General features: G+C 70.4%; 15 protein-coding genes. 6 read left to right on the top strand and 9 right to left on the bottom strand.

All coding sequences use genetic code 11. The features are described 5' to 3' along the window. Positions 1-12: 12 nt before the first annotated feature. A complete protein-coding gene (gene helR, locus ACTOWY_RS33170) occupies positions 13-2,214 on the top strand; it encodes an RNA polymerase recycling motor ATPase HelR (protein ID WP_441313539.1) in 2,202 nt (733 codons plus the stop codon). Between the two features lie 39 nt (positions 2,215-2,253). Here the strand turns inward: helR and ACTOWY_RS33165 are convergent, their stop codons facing one another. Beyond that, positions 2,254-2,793, bottom strand: coding sequence for a DUF5994 family protein (locus ACTOWY_RS33165; protein WP_441313538.1), 540 nt, complete (start codon positions 2,791-2,793; stop codon positions 2,254-2,256). 155 nt (positions 2,794-2,948) lie between these two features. Beyond that, entirely contained in the window at positions 2,949-3,512 is a 564-nt protein-coding gene (locus ACTOWY_RS33160; RefSeq protein ID WP_441313537.1) for a hypothetical protein, read from the bottom strand. Positions 3,513-3,636: 124 nt separating this feature from the next. On the opposite strand from ACTOWY_RS33160, the gene ACTOWY_RS33155 reads away from it, so the two are divergent. Continuing rightward, a complete protein-coding gene (locus ACTOWY_RS33155) occupies positions 3,637-4,638 on the top strand; it encodes a TerC family protein (protein WP_441313536.1) in 1,002 nt (333 codons plus the stop codon). Between the two features lie 319 nt (positions 4,639-4,957). On the opposite strand, the gene ACTOWY_RS33150 is transcribed toward ACTOWY_RS33155, so the two are convergent. From ACTOWY_RS33150 to ACTOWY_RS33140, 3 genes are read right to left on the bottom strand one after another with little or no spacing between them, the layout of a single operon-like run. Continuing rightward, positions 4,958-5,431, bottom strand: coding sequence for a DIP1984 family protein (locus tag ACTOWY_RS33150; protein ID WP_441313535.1), 474 nt, complete (start codon positions 5,429-5,431; stop codon positions 4,958-4,960). 42 nt (positions 5,432-5,473) lie between these two features. Next, positions 5,474-5,854, bottom strand: coding sequence for a hypothetical protein (locus ACTOWY_RS33145; RefSeq protein ID WP_441313534.1), 381 nt, complete (start codon positions 5,852-5,854; stop codon positions 5,474-5,476). Beyond that, on the bottom strand, positions 5,848-6,456 hold the full coding sequence (locus ACTOWY_RS33140) for a 2'-5' RNA ligase family protein (protein WP_441313533.1): 609 nt from the start codon (positions 6,454-6,456) through the stop codon (positions 5,848-5,850). The genes ACTOWY_RS33145 and ACTOWY_RS33140 overlap by 7 nt, the downstream gene beginning before the upstream one ends. 317 nt (positions 6,457-6,773) lie before the next feature. On the opposite strand from ACTOWY_RS33140, the gene ACTOWY_RS33135 reads away from it, so the two are divergent. After that, positions 6,774-8,879 (top strand): amidase, encoded by a 2,106-nt coding sequence (locus ACTOWY_RS33135; RefSeq protein ID WP_441313532.1) that lies wholly within the window; start codon positions 6,774-6,776, stop codon positions 8,877-8,879. Between the two features lie 44 nt (positions 8,880-8,923). Here the strand turns inward: ACTOWY_RS33135 and ACTOWY_RS33130 are convergent, their stop codons facing one another. Next, a complete protein-coding gene (locus ACTOWY_RS33130; protein ID WP_441313531.1) occupies positions 8,924-10,528 on the bottom strand; it encodes an alpha/beta hydrolase in 1,605 nt (534 codons plus the stop codon). 78 nt (positions 10,529-10,606) lie between these two features. Further along, a complete protein-coding gene (locus ACTOWY_RS33125) occupies positions 10,607-11,428 on the bottom strand; it encodes an SMI1/KNR4 family protein (RefSeq protein WP_441313530.1) in 822 nt (273 codons plus the stop codon). Positions 11,429-11,529: 101 nt separating this feature from the next. Here ACTOWY_RS33125 and ACTOWY_RS33120 point away from each other — a divergent pair, with 101 nt between their 5' ends. The 3 genes from ACTOWY_RS33120 to ACTOWY_RS33110 all read left to right on the top strand — a co-directional run bounded on the left by ACTOWY_RS33120 (position 11,530) and on the right by ACTOWY_RS33110 (position 14,879). After that, positions 11,530-12,768: a sugar efflux transporter gene (locus tag ACTOWY_RS33120; RefSeq protein WP_441313529.1), complete on the top strand. Its 1,239-nt coding sequence runs from the start codon at positions 11,530-11,532 to the stop codon at positions 12,766-12,768. Continuing rightward, positions 12,765-13,268, top strand: coding sequence for a peptide-methionine (S)-S-oxide reductase MsrA (gene msrA / locus ACTOWY_RS33115; protein ID WP_247765247.1), 504 nt, complete (start codon positions 12,765-12,767; stop codon positions 13,266-13,268). Before ACTOWY_RS33120 ends, msrA begins: the two co-directional genes overlap by 4 nt. Before the next feature lie 111 nt (positions 13,269-13,379). Further along, positions 13,380-14,879, top strand: a complete 1,500-nt coding sequence (locus tag ACTOWY_RS33110) for an alpha/beta hydrolase (RefSeq protein ID WP_441313528.1) — start codon at positions 13,380-13,382, stop codon at positions 14,877-14,879. Between the two features lie 46 nt (positions 14,880-14,925). Here ACTOWY_RS33110 and ACTOWY_RS33105 read toward each other — a convergent pair whose 3' ends face one another. After that, on the bottom strand, positions 14,926-15,102 hold the full coding sequence (locus ACTOWY_RS33105; RefSeq protein WP_441313527.1) for a hypothetical protein: 177 nt from the start codon (positions 15,100-15,102) through the stop codon (positions 14,926-14,928). A 196-nt stretch (positions 15,103-15,298) separates the two neighbouring features. Then, on the bottom strand, positions 15,299-19,303 hold the full coding sequence (locus tag ACTOWY_RS33100) for a type I polyketide synthase (RefSeq protein WP_441313526.1): 4,005 nt from the start codon (positions 19,301-19,303) through the stop codon (positions 15,299-15,301). Positions 19,304-19,328: the final 25 nt, after the last annotated feature.

Genomic DNA, 19,328 nt, shown 5'->3' with positions numbered 1-19,328 from the left:
GATGAGGGGCCTGTGTCAAATCAGGAGTACGAAGCGGAATTGCGGTCCGAACGGAACTACGTGGCCGGGCTCTACACGCGGCTGGACGCGGCCCGGGAGCGAGTGGAGGCCGAGTACACCGCGGCCCTCGGCGGCACCGGCGGCACCCCGATGGAACGGGACGTCCAGGTGCGCGCCTCGGCCAAGGAGCTGAAGCGGCTGCACTTCGGCGACAACGGGCTGTGCTTCGGCAGGCTGGACACCCTGACCGGCGAGCACTCCTACATCGGCCGGATCGGGCTGTTCGACGAGGACAACGAGTACCAGCCGGTGCTGCTGGACTGGCGGGCGCCTGCCTCCCAGGCGTTCTACATCGCCACCGCGGCCAGCCCGGAGAACATGCGCAGGCGCCGCCAGTTCCACACCCGCGGCCGCCGGGTGCTCGATTTCACCGATGAGGTGCTCGGCCGCCCGGACGGGGACGCGCGTGGTGACGCGGCCCTGCTCGCGGCGGTGAACGCGCCGCGCGGTGAGGGCATGCGCGACATCGTGGCGACCATCCAGGCCGAGCAGGACGAGATCATCCGGCTGGACCACCCCGGGGTGCTGGTGATCGAGGGCGGTCCCGGCACCGGCAAGACCGTGGTGGCCCTGCACCGGGTCGCCTACCTGCTCTACACCCAGCGGGAGCGGATGGAGCGGCATGGCGTGCTCGTGGTCGGGCCGAACCCGGCCTTCCTCAACCACATCAGCCGGGTGCTGCCCTCACTCGGCGAGTCCGATGTGGTGTTCATGACCACCGGCGATCTGGTGCCCGGCCGGCACATCACCGCCGAGGACGGCCCGGAAGCCGCGCGGCTCAAGGGATCGCTGAAGATCCTGGACGTGCTCGCGGCCGCGATCGCCGACCGGCAGGAGCTGCCAGAGGAGCCGCTGCCGGTGGAGCTGGAGGACGTCACGGTGCGGATCGACGCCGCCACCGCGGAGTGGGCCAGGGAGGAGGCCCGCGCGACCGGCCTGCCGCACAACGAGGCCAGGGCCAAGTTCACCGAGATCATCAGCTACGTGCTCACCGAACGGGCCATCGCCCGGATCGGCAAGGGCTGGCTCACCAGGGAGGACAAGGTCGCCTGGGAAAGCATGCGCAAGGATCTGATGATCGAGCTGGGCAAGCACGAGGGCTTCGCCGCGGCACTGGACGCGCTCTGGCCGCTGCTGACCCCGGAAACCCTGCTGGGGCCGCTGTTCTCCTCGCCAGAGCGGCTGCGGCTGGCCGGCGCGGACCCGGTGCTGTGGCGGGCCGACGGCGAGGCGTGGACGGTCTCGGACGTGCCGCTGCTGGACGAACTGGTCGACTTGCTGGGCACCGACAAGGCCGATGAGGCCGCCGCCGAGCGTCAGCGCAAAGCCGAGGCCGAGTACGCCAAGGGCGTGCTGGACATCATGACCGGCCGCGAGGACTCGATGGACGACGAGGACCACCTCTACGCCACCGACCTGCTCTACGCCGAGGACCTGGCCGAGCGGTTCGAGGAGCGGGACACCAGGGAACTGGCCGAACGGGCCGCCGCGGACCGGGACTGGACCTACCGGCACATCGTGGTCGACGAAGCCCAGGAACTGTCCGAAATGGACTGGCGGATCCTGATGCGGCACTGCCCCGGCCGGTCCTTCACCGTGGTGGGCGACCTCGCCCAGCGCCGCTCGGAAGCCGGTGCGCGGTCCTGGGGCGAGATGCTGGAACCGTACGTGCCTGGCCGCTGGGTGTACCGGTCGCTGACGGTGAACTACCGCACCCCGGCGGAGATCATGTCCGTCGCCGCCGCGGTGCTGGCCGATTTCGCCCCGAGTGTGCAACCGCCGGAGTCGGTGCGGGCCTGCGGGGTGCAGCCGTGGTCCCGGCGGGTCGGCGCGGCGGAACTGGCCGCCGCCATCGCGGAGTTCGTCCGGGCGGAAGCGGGTCGCGAGGGCACCAGCATCGTGATCGGGCCGCCGGGACTGCCCGGGGTGGTGCCCGCCTCGGAGACCAAGGGCCTGGAGTTCGACGCGGTGCTGGTGGTGGAACCGGAACGGATCCTCGCCGACGGCCCGCGCGGCGCGGCCGAACTCTACGTCGCGCTCACCCGCGCCACCCAGCGCCTCGGCGTGCTGCACCAGGGCCCGCTGCCACCGGCTCTGGCCGGACTCGACCCCGCGGGGACACCGGTCCCGGCCGGGAGTCCGCGGCTGGTCTGACCGCGCACGCTGACCGCCACTGCCAACCGGTGGTGGCGGTCAGCGGAACCGGCCGCCGTCGAGTTCCCAGCGCTGCATCGCCGGGTCCAGCCACTCCAGCAGACCGACACCCGCCGACGCGCCGAGGTTGACGGTGAGCAGCGCGGTGACGCTGTCCGCGTTGCCGCGCCGGGCCGCCGCCATCATGATGTCGTGCGCGATGGCAGGCCGGGTTTCCGGTGGCACCACAAGCAAAACCAGCCGTTGCCTGCCGCGCCCGGTCACCGTCACGGTGTCCGGCTGCTGCGCCCGGAACCCCTCCACCCGGACACTGCGGGTGTGCACCGGGAGCCTGCGCGCGGTCGGCTGCCACATGGTCAGGTTGAAGGTCACCCGCTCTACCCGGCCCAGCCGGATGGTGAGCACCGGCAGCAGCGCGGTCAGTTCGGCGGCCAGGTCCCTGGTGCGGGGCCACCACGCCCCGTCGACGAATCCGGTGGCGCGGGTCTGGGGCTTGAGCCGCAGCCGAGGGGCGTTTCCCGGCGGCTCGATCGAGGCGGGGGCCAGCGGGGCGGCAAAGGGTGCGTGCGGGCTCGACATCATGCCGATGGTCCCGTTCCCGGCCGTGAACCCGGCCGAACTGGGAATCGTCGGGGACGACGCGGGCTTGACCGCTCGCGTTCGAGATGCTCCCGACCGCACCAACACTACGCCCCTTGTCCAGTGCGACAAGGGGCGTAGTCGGCAGGTGAGCGCTACTTGAGGAAGCCCAGCGAGACCTGGGCGGCGAGCACGGTCGCGCCCGCGTCCGTGGCGCAGGCGGCCTTGAGATGCCGCATGACCTCGGTCCGGTTGGTGAGCTGGATCGCCAGCGCCCGGCCGTCCACCGGACCATCGCTGAGTGTGATCTTGCCGCTCGGCTGCGCGTCCTTGAGCTTGATCTCCGCGCTCAGGGTGCTCTTCTGCTCCGAGCTGCCATCGGCCAGCAGCCAGGTGAACGCGAGATCGAAGTTGGCCGACACCTCCCCGCAGGTGCCGTCCGCGCTGCCCGCCTCGGGCATGGTGATCTCCGCGCCCACGATCCGCTGGTCGTCGGTCAGGTCCGGCCGGGTGTCGGTGCAGGCCGCGGTGGTGGCGTCCATGGTCAGCTCGACCGTCGCCGATTCGTCCATGGTGAGTCCGGCGGAGGCGCGGGCGACGGCCGCGGTGGTGCAGACCAGGTCCGGCTCGGCCGGGGCGGCCAGCGCCGGGGCGCCGAGCAGGGTGAGGGAGACGGCGATCAGTGGGACGGACAGTCGCGAGATGCGTGAATGGCCCATGCCTCGACCCTCGGCGGGCCACCCGGACCCGGCAACCCGGGTCGCGCCAGTTCAGTAGAACGTGTGAGCAAACCCCGGCGAGGCGCACCACCACTGGCGCGCGGGCGTTTGGTTGACTGGGATCATGCTCGAGATCAGCGCGCTGACCTGGATCACGACCATCGGACTGATCATCGCCCTGCTCGCGGTCGATCTGATCCTGGCGGCTGTGCGGCCGCACAAGGTCGGGTTCCGCGAGGCCACCGCGTGGTCGGTGTTCTACATCCTGGTCGCGATCGCCTTCGGCGTCTGGTTCGCCTGGCAACACGGCGGGCAGTTCGGCACCGAGTACTTCGCCGGGTACATCGTGGAGAAGAGCCTCTCGGTCGACAACCTGTTCGTGTTCGTGATCATCATGACCACCTTCGCGGTGCCGGAGGAGCACCAGCACAAGGTGCTCACCTTCGGCATCGTGCTCGCGCTGATCATGCGCGCGATCTTCATCGCCCTCGGCGCGACCCTGTTGTCCTTGTTCTCCTTCATGTTCCTGCTCTTCGGGCTGCTGCTGATCTTCACCGCGGTGCAGTTGTTCCGGCACCGCGACGAGGACCCCGACGTCGAGAACAACATCATGGTCCGCACCGCCCGCCGCCTGTTCCCCACCACCGACACCTACGTCGGCGGCAAGCTGTTCACCAGGGTCGACGGCCGTCGCCTGGCCACGCCGCTGTTCGTGGTGCTGCTGGCCATCGGCAGCGTGGACCTGCTCTTCGCGCTGGACTCGATCCCGGCGGTCTTCGGCGTCACCGAGGCGCCCTACATCGTCTTCACCGCCAACGCCTTCGCCCTGCTCGGCCTGCGCGCGCTGTACTTCCTGGTGAAGGGCCTGCTGGACCGGCTGGTCTACCTGTCCACCGGGCTGGCGCTGATCCTGGCCTTCATCGGCGTGAAGCTGATCCTGCACTGGGCGCACGTGGACATCGACCCCCGGGTGCCGGAGATCTCCACCGCGGTCAGCCTCACCGTGATCATCGGCGTGCTGGTCGTGGTCACGGTGGCCAGCCTGGTCAAGACCCGCAACGACCCCTCGGCCAAGGCGCACCCGGGTTCGCTGCGGGCCACCCGGGATCGGGAGGACCCGGCCTGAGTGCTGCTCAGCGACCGGACTGATCACCGCCGTGCTGGCGCTCACCTTCGCGATGCGCCCGGCCGCGAGGACGAACCTCGCTGGCCGGGCGCTGAACACGCGGAAGTGCCCCTGACCCGCCCTCACCGCTGCCGGGAACCTGCACGTGGTGGTGAACTGTGCCGCTTACACGGTCACTTGTGCGTAGTGCTGGGCTGCTCTGTCCTGCGGGGAATCGAACCCCAAGCGCTGCCCACCGCGCACCACAGTTGATCGGTTATACCGCCGATCGTCGGTTCGTGCCCGCCTTCCCGGAACCGGCTACCTGCTTTCCGCGCACTCAGTCCAGCAGGTCAACCTCCCAGTTGGCCCGCTGGATGCGCACATCCACCTCGCGCAGCTCCCGTGCCACCCGGTCCGCCTCGGCCCGCACCTCGGACACGGGCAGCGCGGGCAGCTGGCGGAGTTCGGAGCGCAACTGGCGGAAGTTCTGGTTGCGGCCGGCGGCCGCGTCGGCGGCCGAGACCAGCACGCTGTGCCGCAGACGCAGGATGTCCCGGCGCGCCAAGGCATCGGTGACGGTGCCCGCGCCCAGCCGGGCGGCGGCGTTGGTGCGGTTGATCCGGCGGATCAGGTCCTCCAGCTCGGCCAGCGCCACACCCGCCTCGCTCAGCAGGGCGGCGGCATCCTCCCCCGGATCCTCACCCTCCTGGTAGCGCGCGTTCGCCACGATCCGCGAACGCAACTGCTCAACCCGCTTACCGGCCTCGGCGCGCAACGCCAACGCCTCCGCGAGCTTCATCTCCCCGGTCATGCCACTGACGCTACCAACCGGGGCCACCGGGTTTCCGTCCACTCAGGAGCGTTCGCGATGGGCGCGAGCGAGTTCGGCCGCGTACCGCGCCGCGTCGAACCGGACCTCGGGCAGGAACAGGCTGTCATCGTCCGGATCGCGCCACTGATCCCAGACGACCTGCTCGCCGTCGCGGCGCACGCGGACCAGGATCGCGCCGCAGCAGCCCCAGGTGCACTCGGCCTCGGCGAGCATCACCTCCCTCGGCTCCGCGCCGGGCAGCAGCGGGCTGTCCGGCCCCAGCAACGCCCGCGGATCCTTGCCCGGCCCCCGGTCGAACACCGGCGCGAGCAGGTCCTCATCGTCGACCAGGAGCCGGACCTCGGCCAGGTCCCAGGCGGAGTCCGCGGGCCGGATCACGGTTACGCGCAATCGACTCAGCACCGCCCCAGCCTAAGCGCGGCGAGTTCGGTCCAGCGGAACTGGGCCAGCTCGGCGTCGACCAGCACGTCCACCAGCCGCACCCGGTCCACGGTGAGCGTGGCCCGCAGATCCGTGGCATTGCGCAACCTGCCAGCCACCACCCCCGAATCACCCTCGCCGACCGCGTAGCCCAGGGTGATGTGTGGTCGGCCACTCACATATCCCACCGCCGCCGCCCCGAAGACCTCAGCCGCGGCCGAGCGCACCCGGCTGATCAACTCAATGAAGTCCCGGTCCGGCACCAGATCCAGCGCGATGCTGCTCCGCCCGGCGATGGCGGGCCCGGCGGTCACCGTGAACGCGGGCACCTCGGCGACCGCCGCGCGCAGCCGGTCGGTCAGCTCCGCGCGCTGGGCCGCGCCGACCTCGCCGGCCGGGATGCCGTCGACCACCAGCAGGGTGGCGTGCAGCCATTCCGCCGGTTGCCGGGCCACGAAGTCCAGTTCCGCCAGCACGTCCCGGTACGCCTCGACCAGCGGCGCGATCTCGGCCGGGCCGGGGACGAAGTAGACGTGCAGCTTGGTCCAGTCCGCGGGCCAGCGCTTCCTGAGCTGCTCCACCATGTACGTGTCCACAGCGGCGAAATCCTAGAGCCTAGGCAACCCCGCCCCCGTGTTGGCCGTTCCGGACGGCGAGTTGGCCGTTGTGGGCGGTGTGTTGGCCGTTGTGGGCGGTGTGTTGGCCGTTCCGGACGGCGAGTTGGCCGTTGTGGGCGGTGTGTTGGCCGAATGGGCGTACCAGTTCGGCCAACACTGTGTACGACAACGGCCAACACGCCGGTGCTGGGGTATTCAAATACCGAAAGAGCGGTGACAGCGAAGATCAGCATGCTGGAGCGTGGACGGTGGCCCGCCCGCCACGTTTCCGCACGGAGGAACACATGCACGTTCTGCGTACCCGGGCGCGCGCGATCGCCGCGCTCGGGGCCGGGCTGGCGCTGGTGGCCGTGGGTTGCACCGGCCCCGATCCCGCTCCCCCGCCACCACAACCGTTCGTGCTGGCCGAGGCGAGCATCGCGGAGGTGGGGCGGGCGCTCAGTTCGGGGGCGCTCACCAGTGTCGAGCTGACCGCGATGTACCTCAACCGGATCCGGGCCTACGACGTCAACGGGCTGCGGCTGAACTCGGTCGTGGTGCCCAATCCGGACGCGCTCGCCGAGGCCGCGGCGGCGGATCAGCGGCGGGCGACCGGCAAGCCGCTCGGGCCGTTGGACGGGATTCCGTACACGGTCAAGGACAGCTACCTGGTCAAGGGGCTCACCGTGGCCGCGGGGTCGCCCGCCTTCGCCGATCTCACCGCGCGCGGGGACGCCTTCACCGTGCGGAAGATCCGCGAGGCGGGCGGGGTGCTGATCGGCAAGACCAACATGCCGCCGATGGCCGCCGGGGGCATGCAGCGCGGGCTGTACGGCCGCGCGGAGAGTCCCTACAACGGCAACTACCTCGCCGCGGCCTGGGGTTCGGGGTCCTCCAACGGGTCCGCGGTGGCCACGGCGGCGAACTTCGCGATGTTCGGCATGGGTGAGGAGACCGTCTCCTCCGGACGGTCGCCTGCCTCGAACAACGGGCTGGTGGCCTACACGCCCTCACGCGGGGTGCTCTCGATTCGCGGGAACTGGCCGCTGTTCGCGGTAATGGACGTGATCGTGCCGCACACCAGGGGCGTCGGTGATCTGCTCACCCTGCTGAACACCATCGCGGTGCACGACGAGGTCACCGCCACCGACTTCTGGCGGGACCAGCGTGCGGTGGAACTGCCGCCGGTGGACAAGGTCCGGCCCGCCGACTACACCGCGTTGCAGGATCCGAACTCGTTGCGCGGCAAGCGGTTTGGCGTGCCGAGGATGTATGTCGGCGAGGATCTGGGTGGTACCGCGCCGATCGAGGTGCGGCCGTCGATCCGGACGTTGTGGTTGCGGGCGGCCGAGGATCTGCGCAAGCTCGGCGCCGAACTGGTGCCGGTGGACTTCCCGGTGGTGCACAACCTGGAACAGAACCGGGTCGGCGCGAAGCCACCGCACGAACGCGGTCTGCTGCCGGCGAATCTCCTCGAAGTCATGGCCAGGGTCGACGCCTACAGTGCGGAGCGGTTCCTCAAGTCGGTCGGTGATCCGAAGCTGACCTCCTGGACCCAGGTCGACCTCGACAAGGTCTTCCCCAACCCGCCCGGCTCGGTGGATGCGCAGGAAGGTGTGGACAACGCCGAGTTCTTCCGCAACCACCCGCTGCTGGTGGCCGCCGGGGTGCCCGGCCAGTGGAGCGAGGTGGCCGGACTGGCGGAATCCTTGCGGGGACTGGAGAAAACGCGCAAGGCGGACTTCGAGGACTGGCTCGCGGGGCAGCGACTGGACGGGGTGGTGTTCCCGGCCAACGCCGACATCGGCCGGGCTGAGTCCGATGTGGACAAAGCGGCCAACGTCGAGGCGCTGCGCAACGGGGTGCGGCTGTCGAACATGAACCAGCACCTGCGGTTGCTGGGGATTCCGAGTGTGTCGGTGCCGATGGGCCTGATGGCCGACACCCGGATGCCGGTGAACCTGACCTTCGCCGGCCCGGCCTACCAGGACAACAGCTTGCTCTCCTTCGGATACGCCTATGAGCAGGCCACCCGGCACCGGGTGCCGCCGACCCGGTCGGCCCCGCTGGCCGATGAGACGGTGGAACTGGCCAAGAGCCCGTTCCCGCAGCCGGGCAGGCGCACCGAGCACAACGCGCCGCAGGTGAAGCTGTCCGCCGAACTGGGCGGGGCGGGCTTGCAGATCACCGGCTCGGCGACGGACTCCGGAGGCGTGGCGCAGACCCGGGTGTACGTCAACGGGGAACGGATCGCCACCGGCGGGGACGAGCGGTCCTGGACGGCGGAGATCCCGGTGGAGAAGTACCGCCGTCCCGGCGCGTTCCAGGCCAAGGAACTGCTGGTGCTCGCGGTGGTCAAGGACCGCGAGGGCAACACGGCGGTGCAGACCACGACGGTGAAGCTGGGCTGATCCCGGTCCGGGCCCTGCCGTGGCTGGCAGGGCCCGGTTCCGGGTCACTGGATGCCGCTGGTCTCCAGTCGCCGCACGATGCCGCTCGCCTGCTCGATGAGGTTCGGCTCGGTCAGCGGGATCTGGGTGGCGCCCGCGGTGTCCGCCGGGATGTCGGCTGGCTTGTCCACGCCCGCGCATTCCGAGCGGGTGGCCGGCAGGATGCCGTCGACCAGGTAGCGGTTGACCGCGTTGTCCACGCAGGCGCCGCCGCTGCCGTACTGGCCGTGCTCACCGTCGTTGGGCACGCTGATCAGGTGGTGCCGCAGGGTTTCCGCCATCACCACGCCGTTGGGGTAGGCGGTCTGGGTGTCACCCTCGGCGTGCACGACCAGGCCCGTCGGGTAGGCGGTGCGGGTGATCTGGGGCAGTGGTTCGGTGCGGGTGAAGCCGCGGAAGGCGCAGTTGGTGGGGGCCAGGAAGGACACCGTGTTGCCGTAGGGGTGGGTGTCCCGCCACTGCCGCATGTCCCGGTAGTACTGCTGCTGGTCACTCGGCCAGTCCCACTCGCACAGCACAGCCTGGAAGACGCCGGCGTTGGTCGGCTTGATCAGCGAGCGCTTGGCCAGCTCCAGCAGGGTGGCGGTCTCCTTGGCCAGCTCCGGATTCCCGTTGCCGGACAAGGAGTCCAGCAGCTCGCGGACCTGGCGGGAGAAGCCGGCCCAGACCGCGCGGTAGCGGGTGTAGAAGCCGGTGAAGACGTCCAGGTCCTTGACGGTGGCCAGGCCGCCGACCGGCTTGGTGGCCAGCGTGGCCGCGATCCGGTCCAGCCCCGCGCGCACCTGGGCCGGGGTGCTGCCCAGCTTGAAGGTCTTGTCCCGCGCGGCGGTCCAGGTGGCCCAGGAGTCGAAGTTGAACTTGATCGAGTGCGCCGAGTCGATGTCCTGCTCGTGCCAGGTCTTGTTCGGGTCCATGGCCGAGTCCAGGACACTGCGGTCCAGCAGGCGCGGGAACAGGGTGCCGTACATGGCGCCCAGCCAGGTGCCGTAGGAGTACCCGAAGTAGTTGATCTTCTTTTCGCCCAGCACACCGCGGATGACGTCCATGTCCCGCGCGGTGTTGCGGGTGGTCACGTGCCTGCGGTAGTCCCCACCGGCCCGCATACAGCCGTCCTCGACGTCCCTGGCGGCCGCGGTGAAGCTGGGCAGTTCCGCCTCGGTGGGCCGGGTGGGCAGGGGCAGGTCCAGCAGGCTCGACGCACAGCGCAGCTGGGTGGAGGCGCCCACCCCGCGCGGATCGAACCCGATCACGTCGTAGAGCTGGGCGACCGGCTGGTTGGCGAACCGGTTGGGCAGCCCCAGCCCCGACCCGCCGGGCCCACCAGGGTTGACCAGCAACACCCCGCGCCGCCTGGCCGGATCCTTGGCATTGAGCCTGCTGATCGCGACCTGGATCCGCTCCGCGCCTGGCTTGGCGTAGTCCATCGGGACCACGATCGTCGCGCACTCCAGGGTCGCCGCGGCCGCGCACTGGCTCCACGTGACCTGCTGCTCGTAGAAAACCTTGAGCTTGCTGGGCACCGCCTCCGCACCGGCCACCGCCGGTAACCCACCCGCGCCGAGCGAGGCCACTGTCGCCACGGCCAGCACACTCCACTGCCTCAACCGCACACCGATCTCCCTGTCTGCTGTGGAAGATCGATCCTGGCGTGGCGAGTGAGTGGGCGGCAGGGCGATGTGACCGGGGCCTCAGTGCACCGGATCCGGCCCCCACATCGGGTAGGCCCAGGTGTCCGGGTCGCCCAGGTTATGGGCGCACAACCCGGGACCGCGGCCCACGAGTTCGGCGACCAGCAGTTCGGTCAGCGTGCCGGGGAAAACCTCGCCGGTGTCGGAGTCGACCAGCGGCCAGGCCGCCGGATCGGGCCCACTGGTGTCCCAGCACAGCTGCTGGCGCCCTTCGCTGATCAGGCAGGTCAGCAGCCCACCCGGCTCCGGGTGCACGCGATAGCCGTCGAGGTCGTCCAGGAAGTGGGCGTGGTCGCGATGCACGGACACCAGCTCTTCCGGCGGGGAGGGGAACAGGCCGTTGAGCACCGGCTGCGAGCCGTACTCCTCGAACAGCAACCGGTAGTCCGGCGGCAGCGGGCAGCCCAGCTCCCGTTCCAGCGCGGCCCAGTCGTAGTGATGCCCGCCGCCGGGCCCGAGGAGAGTGCGCAGCTGGGCCAGCGGATCACGCGGGCCGGGCAGCCCGGACAGCACCGGCAGGTCGAGCTGACCGGCGCCGAGGCGGTGCAGGAACTCCGTGGTGCTGATGTTCAGCTGCTGCTCGCCGTCCCCGGCCACCACCACCAGCCAGCTCACCGGGTCCGGGTGAATCGGCAGCCACCAGCAGGTCTCGCCGGTGTCGAACACGCCCCACAGCAGGGCATCGGGGTGCGGCGGAGTGTGCCGGGACTGCTCGGCGGCCATGTCCGCGGGAGCGAGCAGGCGCACCCCGGTCACCGGGCCTGGGCCGTGTTCGGTCAGCAGTGCGCGGTAGTCCACGGGCAGGACCGGAGCGGAGGTCATCCCCGGATCCTGACAGCTCACCCTGACAGCGCGGCCGAGGCGCCGCTCACATCCTGGGAATTCGCTACGACCGGTCCCGCCTCGCCGGTGAGGATGCCCGGGTGAGTGTCACCACCGAGGCCAGCGCACCCCCACTGACCTTCCGCACCCTGCTCCCCCTCGCCTCGGTCAGCATCTCCGTCGGCCTGGCCGCCGCCGTGACCCTGCCCTTCATCGGCCTCTTCCTCACCACCCAGATCGGCGTCGGCCCGGTCGAACTGGGCGCGTTCCTGCTGGTCTCGCCGTTGGCGGGACTGGTGGTAAGCGCCTTCCTCGGGCGCTGGTCGGATCGGCGGGCAGTGCGGCGGAACCTGCTGGTGGGCGGGGCCGTGGCCGGGATGCTCGGATCGCTGGTCTTCGCCGTGGTGCGGGACTACTGGGTGCTGCTGGCGGTGTCGGTGTCGCTGCTGGCGATCGCGTCCTGTGTGCTGGCGCAGATGTTCGCCTATGCCCGGCAGGCGGTGGAGCGGACCGGGTCGGCGCGGGCGCCGGTGGTGATCAGCGGTCTGCGCACGGTGATCTCGCTGGCCTGGGTGGGCGGGCCGCCACTGGCCGCGTTGCTGGTGTCCTGGACCGGGTATGTCGGGCTGTACCTGGCCAGCGCCGCCTGTTACGCGCTGGTGGCGGTGTTCGCCTCGCGGTTGCCCGAACTCGGCGGGGTGAGCGCGCCGGCGAAGCGGGCCGAGGCGGCGGGTGGGATCGCGCGGCCGCAGGTGGTGTGCGCGGTGCTGGCCTTCGCGGTGTTGCAGGGCGCGTTGTCGCTGGGGGTCAAGGCGTTGCCGTTGTTCGTGACCACCGATCTGGGCGGCACCGAGGCGGACGCGGGGCTGATCCTGGGGTTGTGCGCGGCGCTGGAGATCCCGTTGATGCTGTGGTTCGGGGTGCTCGCGGTGCGGCTGGACCAGCGGCGGCTGGTGCTGCTCGGCGCGGTGGTCGCGGTGGTCTACCAGTCGGTGATGGCGGCGACCCTGGCCACCTGGCAGGTGGCGGCGGCGCAGGCGTTGAACGCGGTGGTGATCTCGGCGCTGATGGGGGTGGGCATCTCCTACTTCCAGGCGCTGGCGCCGGACCGGCCGGGGTTCACCACCACGCTGTACAGCAACACGCTGACCGTGGGCGGCATGCTGGCCGGGCCGCTGCTCGGGCTGGCCCAGACCCTCGGCTACCGCAGCGCGTACCTGATGAGCCTGGGGCTGGCCGTGCTCGGCGTGGTGCTGCTGATTACAACCGGGATCATCGGCGGACGTGGGAACGTTGTGCCTGGTGGGTTGGACCAGCGAGAGAGCGGAGCGAGCAGATGACCGCGGCAAGTGAGAAGGCTGTCCTGGCCGGTGGCTGTTTCTGGGGCATGCAGGACCTGTTCCGCAGGCACCCCGGCGTGCTCGCCACCCGGGTCGGCTACACCGGCGGCGAGGTGCCCAACGCGACCTACCGCAACCACGGCAACCACGCCGAGGGCATCGAGATCGTCTTCGACCCGGCCCAGCTGAGCTACCGCCAGATCCTGGAGTTCTTCTTCCAGATCCACGATCCGAGCACCCGTAACCGGCAGGGCAACGACATCGGCGCCAGCTACCGCTCGGCCATCTTCTACACCGATGAGGCGCAGAAGCAGGTCGCGGAGCAGGTCATCGCCGAGGTGGACGCCTCCGGCAAGTGGCCGGGCAAGGTGGTCACCGAGGTGAGCCAGGCCGGGGACTTCTGGCAGGCCGAGCCCGAGCACCAGGACTACTTGGAGCGCTACCCGAATGGCTACACCTGCCACTACGTGCGGCCGGAATGGCAGCTCGGCGAGCGGTGACCCTGGTCTTACCCTGATGTTCCTGGCGGTGGGATCCGATCATCGGCAGTATGGGCGTGTGTGAGAACCGTTACTCAACACACACGTGCGAAACGTCCGCGTAACCGAGCATTGCTCACGTTTGTCGCGGGCGCGCTGGCCGTGTCCGGTGCGGTGGTGGCACCGGGCGTGGCCTCGGCCGAAGCAGCCGTCAAGCCCGTCAACTGGCAACCCTGTCCGGGCGCGCCCACAGTGGACTGCGGGAGCGTCGAGGTCCCGGTGGACTGGGCGAATCCGGCCGGGGAGAAGATCCAGATCGGCCTGGCCCGGCGCAAGGCCAAGGATCCGGCCAAGCGCATCGGCGCGGTGCTGATGGACCCGGGTGGCCCCGGTGGTTCCGGCGTCGCCTCGGTCAAGGGCTCCGAGCAGTTCACCGAGGCGGTGCGGGCTCGCTTCGACCAGGTGGGCTTCGACCCGCGTGGCATCAACACCAGCAGCAAGCTGCTCTGCGACAGCGAACTGGCGAGCAAGGCGACCGCGGCGCGGCACCCCACCAGCCAGGCCGACTTCGACCAGCTGGCCTCGCTGAACCGCCAGCTGCACGACAGCTGCCGGGCCAACTCGGGCAAGCTGGCCGAGCACGTGGACAACCTGAACACCGTGCGCGATATGGACGCGATCCGCGCCGCGCTCGGTGAGCAGAAGCTGACCTACGTCGGCTACTCCTACGGCAGCGTGATGGGTCAGCAGTACGCGGAGAAGTTCCCGCACCGGGTCCGGGCGCTGGTGCTGGACGGCAACATGGACCACAGCATGAACACCGCCTGGGACTTCATGCGCAGCGAGACCGCGCCGGTGGAGCAGGCGTTCATCGAGTTCGCCAAGTGGTGTGACACCACCGCGAAGTGCGCGCTGTACGGCCAGGACACCAAGAAGGTCTACGCCGAACTGCGTGCCAAGGCCAAGGCTGGCACCCTGGTCGGCCCGAACGGCAAGGTGGACTTCTACCAGCTGTCCAGCTACGCCTTCGGCACCACCCGCCCCGCCCAGTGGGGCACCGTGGCCACCGCCCTGCGCGGCCTGCGCGACGGCGCCGCCACCGACGGCGCGGTCACCACGCTGGCCGGACCGGTCGCCAACATCCCCTACCCCAGCATCTGGTGCAGCGACTGGCGTTACCCGGTGCGCGACTACGCCGAGTACCAGCAACTGCGCGACCGGCTGGACAAGCGCTTCCCGAACGTGCAGTGGACCCCCTATGTGGAGCACGCGCTGACCTGCGTGAACAGTGGCACCAAGACCACGAACCCGCAGCGCAGGCTGGACATCAAGGGCGCGCCGCCGCTGGTGATGATCGGCAACATCCACGACCCGGCCACCGTGTACGAGTGGAACGTCACCGCGGCCCGGCAGAGCGGCGCCCGCCTGATCACCTACGAGGGCTGGGGCCACACCGCCTACCGCCAGAGCGGGCCGAGCCCGTGCGTGAACGTGGCGGTCGACGAGTACCTGATCAACCTCAAGCCGCCGCGCTGGGGCCTGACCTGCCCGGCCACCGAGGTCCCTGGCGGGACCGGGCTGGACGCGCGCGAACTGCAGCAGCCTGAGACCGGCCCCTACCTGGCCGGCTGATCCGGAGGGTGGCCACGGACCACATGCCGGTCCGTGGCCGCCACCGCTATCCGGCGGCGATGGTGACCAACGCCGCCACCATGACGGTGTTGTCCCGCGCGTCGGCGACCTGCGTGACCGTCCAGGTCCGCGGCTCGGCCAGGCTGGCCCGCGACCGCTGCCGACGGCAGTCCCGGCACCAGCGCCGGGAGAGGTCATGCCGGGCGCAGTGAGTTGTCCTCATGGCGTTCACGCTACGTCGGCGATTCGGCCGTTTACCCGTTCTGGCAACAAAACGTGTGTTTTCGCCGCACTGCCCATGAGAAAGTCACGCCACGCCGTCCGCCCGGAACAGCTGCTGTTTCCGGTTGCTCCACATTTCCTCCCTACATCGTTGGCAGGAAACAGCTTCCCAGCCTCGTTGGACGTATCCACCGCGTCTACCGGCCGGGCAGCACCTCCGGCAGCCAGGCGTGCAGCCGTTCCGACACCACATCGGCGTGCCGGGACAGCATGGTGAAGTGGTCGCCGGGAATGGGTTCCTTCCGGTGTACCAGATCCAGTGGGAACTGGCGGTCGGTGGGATTCGCCGAGATGCCGCCAACCGCTTCGGAAGCCGTGAGGTGCAGGATCGGGGCCTTGATCGGCTGGGGGTGCCAGTCGCCGAACATGCGGTTGTAGCCGCCCATGGCGCCGATCTGGCCGGTGGTGGTGGCGGTGCGGTCGTCCCGGCCGACCGAGGCGGCCATCAGGTCGCGGCGGCGGATCTGTTCCTGCATGAACTCGCTCTGGTTCTCGGTCTGGGCGACCTCGGCGTCAGGCAGGTAGGTGTCGATGAGCAGTAGCGCGGACACCGGGACGCCCTCGGCTTCCAGGTGTTCGACCAGGCCGTGGGCCAGGTAACCGCCGGAGGAATAGCCGGCGAGCAGGAACGGGCGGTCCGGGAACTGGGCCAGCACTGGTTTGGCGAGCATGCGGAACAGGGCGGGGCGGTCGGCGGGGAGAGGGTTGTCGCCGGTGAAGCCGGGGGCCCACAGGGACCAGACCTCGGAGGCGGGGCGCAGCGCGGAGTGCAGGTAGGTGTAGGGCAGGTCGAGGTTGGGGAAGATCGGCGGGGTGAGGCCGATGATCAGCGGGCCCTCGCCGCCGTCGCCTACCTTGATCAGTTCGGCCAGGTCCCTGGGATCGTCCTGGGTGAAGGTGTCGCGGGTTTCGGAGACGGCGCGGGCCAGGCGCAGGGCGGCGTTGAGTTTGCCGCTCTCGATGGCGCCGATGTAGACCGCGGCCAGGCTGTCGGACTCCTGCGGCTGCTCGGGCGCGTTCCCGGGAACGTTCACGGGCGTGGACAGGGTGTCTTCCTCGGCCATTTCGGCGAGTTTCTCCACCGCGAGTTCGGCCAGGTCGAGCACGGTGGGGTAGTTGAGGATGTCGCCGAGGGAGAACTCGATGCCGGTGGCCGAGGTGACCCGGTTGCGCAACTGCATGGCGCTCAGCGATTCCAGGCCCTGATCGCGGAAGGTGTCCTCCAGGGGCACGTCCTCGGTGCCGGGGTGGTTGAGCACCACGGCGACGTGGCTGCGGATGATGTCGACGAGTTCGGTCTCCCGGACCTCTTCGGGCAGCGCCCACAGCCGGGCGGCGGGCGAGGTCGCGCCACCGGCGGGCAGGGCCTGGCCGTCGGCGGTCATCCGCGGGGTCTTCCACTCCCGGTCCAGCCAGTAGCGCTCGCGCTGGAAGGCGTAGCCGGGCAACGGGATCCGCCGCGCGCCCGTCCCGGCGAAGACCGCCTGCCAGTTGATGGCGGCACCGGCGATGTAGGCCTCGCCGAGGGCGCGCACAAATCGGGGCAGGCCGGCGTCTTCCCGGTTGAGGGTGCTGGTGGCGACCGCGGAAATTCCTGCCGCGTCAATGGTTTCACTGACCGGGTGCACGAGCAGCGGGTGTGCGCTGACCTCGACGAAGATGCGGTGGCCGTCAGCCAGGAGGGTGTCGGTGGAGCGGTCGAAGCGGACCGGTTCGCGGATGGCCTGGTACCAGTACCCGGCGTCCAGTTCGGCCGCGCCCACCCACTGGCCGGTGCGGCCGGAGACCAGTGGCACGGTGGCGCGCTGCGGTGACAGGTCGGCCAGTTCGGCGATCAGGTTGTCCCGCAAGGGTTCCATCCGCGGGGTGTGCGAGGCGACCTCGACCTGGACCCGGCGGGCCCGGATGCCCCTGGTCTCGCAGCGGGCGAGCAGCTCGGTGACCGCCTGCTCCTCCCCCGACACGGTGACCGCGAAGGCGCTGTTGACCACCGCGATCCACAGCCGGTCCGCCCAGTCGGCCATCAGCGCGCGGGCGTCGACCTCGGGCAGCGGCAGGGTCAGCATCCCGGCCGGTCCGCCGTCGAGCACGGCCATCAGTTTCCCGCGCACCGCGGCGATCCGCATGGCCTCGGGCAGGGTCAGCGCGCCCGCGGCCCAGGCGGCGGCGACCTCGCCCTGGGAGTGTCCGGCGATCGCGCCCGGGGTCAGGCCGACCTCCCGCCACAGCGCGGTCAGCGCGATCATCACGGCCACGTTGACCGCCTGCACCACCTCGGTACGGTGCACGGGTGGCGCACCCGGCGCGCCGTGCAGCACCTCCCACAGCGACCAGGACACGTGCGGGCGCAACGCCTTCTCGCACTCGTCCAGGGTGCGACGGAAGGTCTCCGACTCGGCACTCAGCGCGGTGGCCATGCCTGCCCACTGCGCGCCCTGGCCGGGGTAGAGGAAGGTGACGCTGCCGTCGCCGACGGCGTTGCCCGCGATGACCGCGTGCGAGCCGCGGTGGGTGGACAGCGCGGTGAGCGCCTCGGTCAGATCCTCCAGGGTGCGGCCGAAGATGACCGCGCGGCAACGCAAATGGGTGCGTGCGGTGGCCAGCGAGTGGGCCAGGTCGAGAGGGTCCGGCTTGGCGCGCTCGATGTGGGTCAGTAGCGCACCTGCCTGTACTGGCAGGGATTCCGGGGTCTTGGACGAGATGACCCAGGGCAGCAGCGGCAGGGTGCGCGTGGCCGCTTCGGCTGCTTCGGGCTCGGGTTCGGCGTGTTCGAGGATGACGTGCGCGTTGGTGCCGCTGACGCCGAAGGAGGACACGCCGGCGCGGCGCGGCCGTCCGGTCTCCGGCCACGGCAGCGGCTCGTCGAGCAGGGCCAGCGCGGCGCCGTCCCAGTCCACCCGGGGGTTGGGCGCACCGGCGTTGAGGGTTTTGGGCAGCACGCCGTGCCGCATGGCCAGCAACACCTTCAGCACGCCCGCGACCCCGGCGGCGGCCTGGGTGTGGCCGAGGTTGGACTTCACCGCGCCCAGCAGCAGCGGCCGGTCCGCGGTGTGCGCCCGGCCGTAGGTTGCTTGCAGGGCTTCGGCTTCGATCGGGTCGCCGAGCACGGTGCCGGTGCCGTGGGTTTCCACCATATCGACGTCGGCGGCGGAGAGTGTGGCGGCGGCCAGGGCGGCGGTGATCACGCGTTGCTGGGCCGGACCGTTGGGGGCGGTGAGGCCACTGGAGGTGCCATCGGAGTTGACCGCGGAGCCGCGCAGCAGGGCGAGCACCTGGTGGCCGTTGCGGCGGGCGTCGGAGAGTCGTTCCAGCACCACGAGTCCGGCGCCCTCGCCCCAGGAGGTGCCGTCGGCGGTGGCGGAGAAGGGTTTGCAGCGGCCGTCCGGGGCCAGGGCGCGCTGCTGGGAGAACTCCACGAACAGCAGCGGGCTGGACAGGATGGTGACACCACCGGCCAGTGCGAGGGAGCATTCGCCGTTGCGCAGGGCCTGGGCGGCCAGGTGCATGGTCACCAGGGATGAGGAGCAGGCGGTGTCGACGGTGATCGACGGGCCTTCCAGGCCGAAGAAGTAGGACAGCCGCCCGGAGGTGACGCTGGGCGCGTTGCCGATGGAGAACTGGCCGATGAGTTCCTGCGGCACCTCGGTGACCGCGGCGGTGTAGTCCGAAGTGGACAGTCCGATGAAGACACCGGTGCGGCTGCCGCGCAGGCTGGCCGGGTCGATCCCGGTGTCCGCGACGGCCTGCCAGGCCACCTCCATCAGCACCCGCTGCTGCGGGTCCATGCCCAGCGCCTCACGCGGGGAGATGCCGAAGAAGCCGGGGTCGAAGTCGGCGGAGCCGGTGACGAACCCGCCCTCGCGGACGTAGGACTTGCCGGGGGTGCCCGGTTCCGGGTGGTAGACCTGGTCCTCGGTCCAGCCCCGGTCGGCCGGGAACCCGGTGATCACGTCCCGGCCCTCGGCCAGCACGTCCCAGAGTTCCTCCGGCGAGGACACCCCGCCACCGAAGCGGCAGCCCATGCCGACCACGGCGATCGGGTCCTCGGCGGCGTTCTCCAGTTCCCGCAGGCGTTCCCGGGTCCTGGCCAGCTCGGCGGTCACCCGCTGGAAGTACTCGAGGAGTTTGGGGTCATCGGCCATGGCAGATCAATCCTTCGGGCTGGGT

This window comes from Crossiella sp. CA198, from assembly GCF_052078295.1.
Classification (GTDB): domain Bacteria; phylum Actinomycetota; class Actinomycetes; order Mycobacteriales; family Pseudonocardiaceae; genus Crossiella.
Note: the sequence above shows the minus strand (reverse complement) of the source record. Positions and strands in the feature narration are given on the sequence as shown.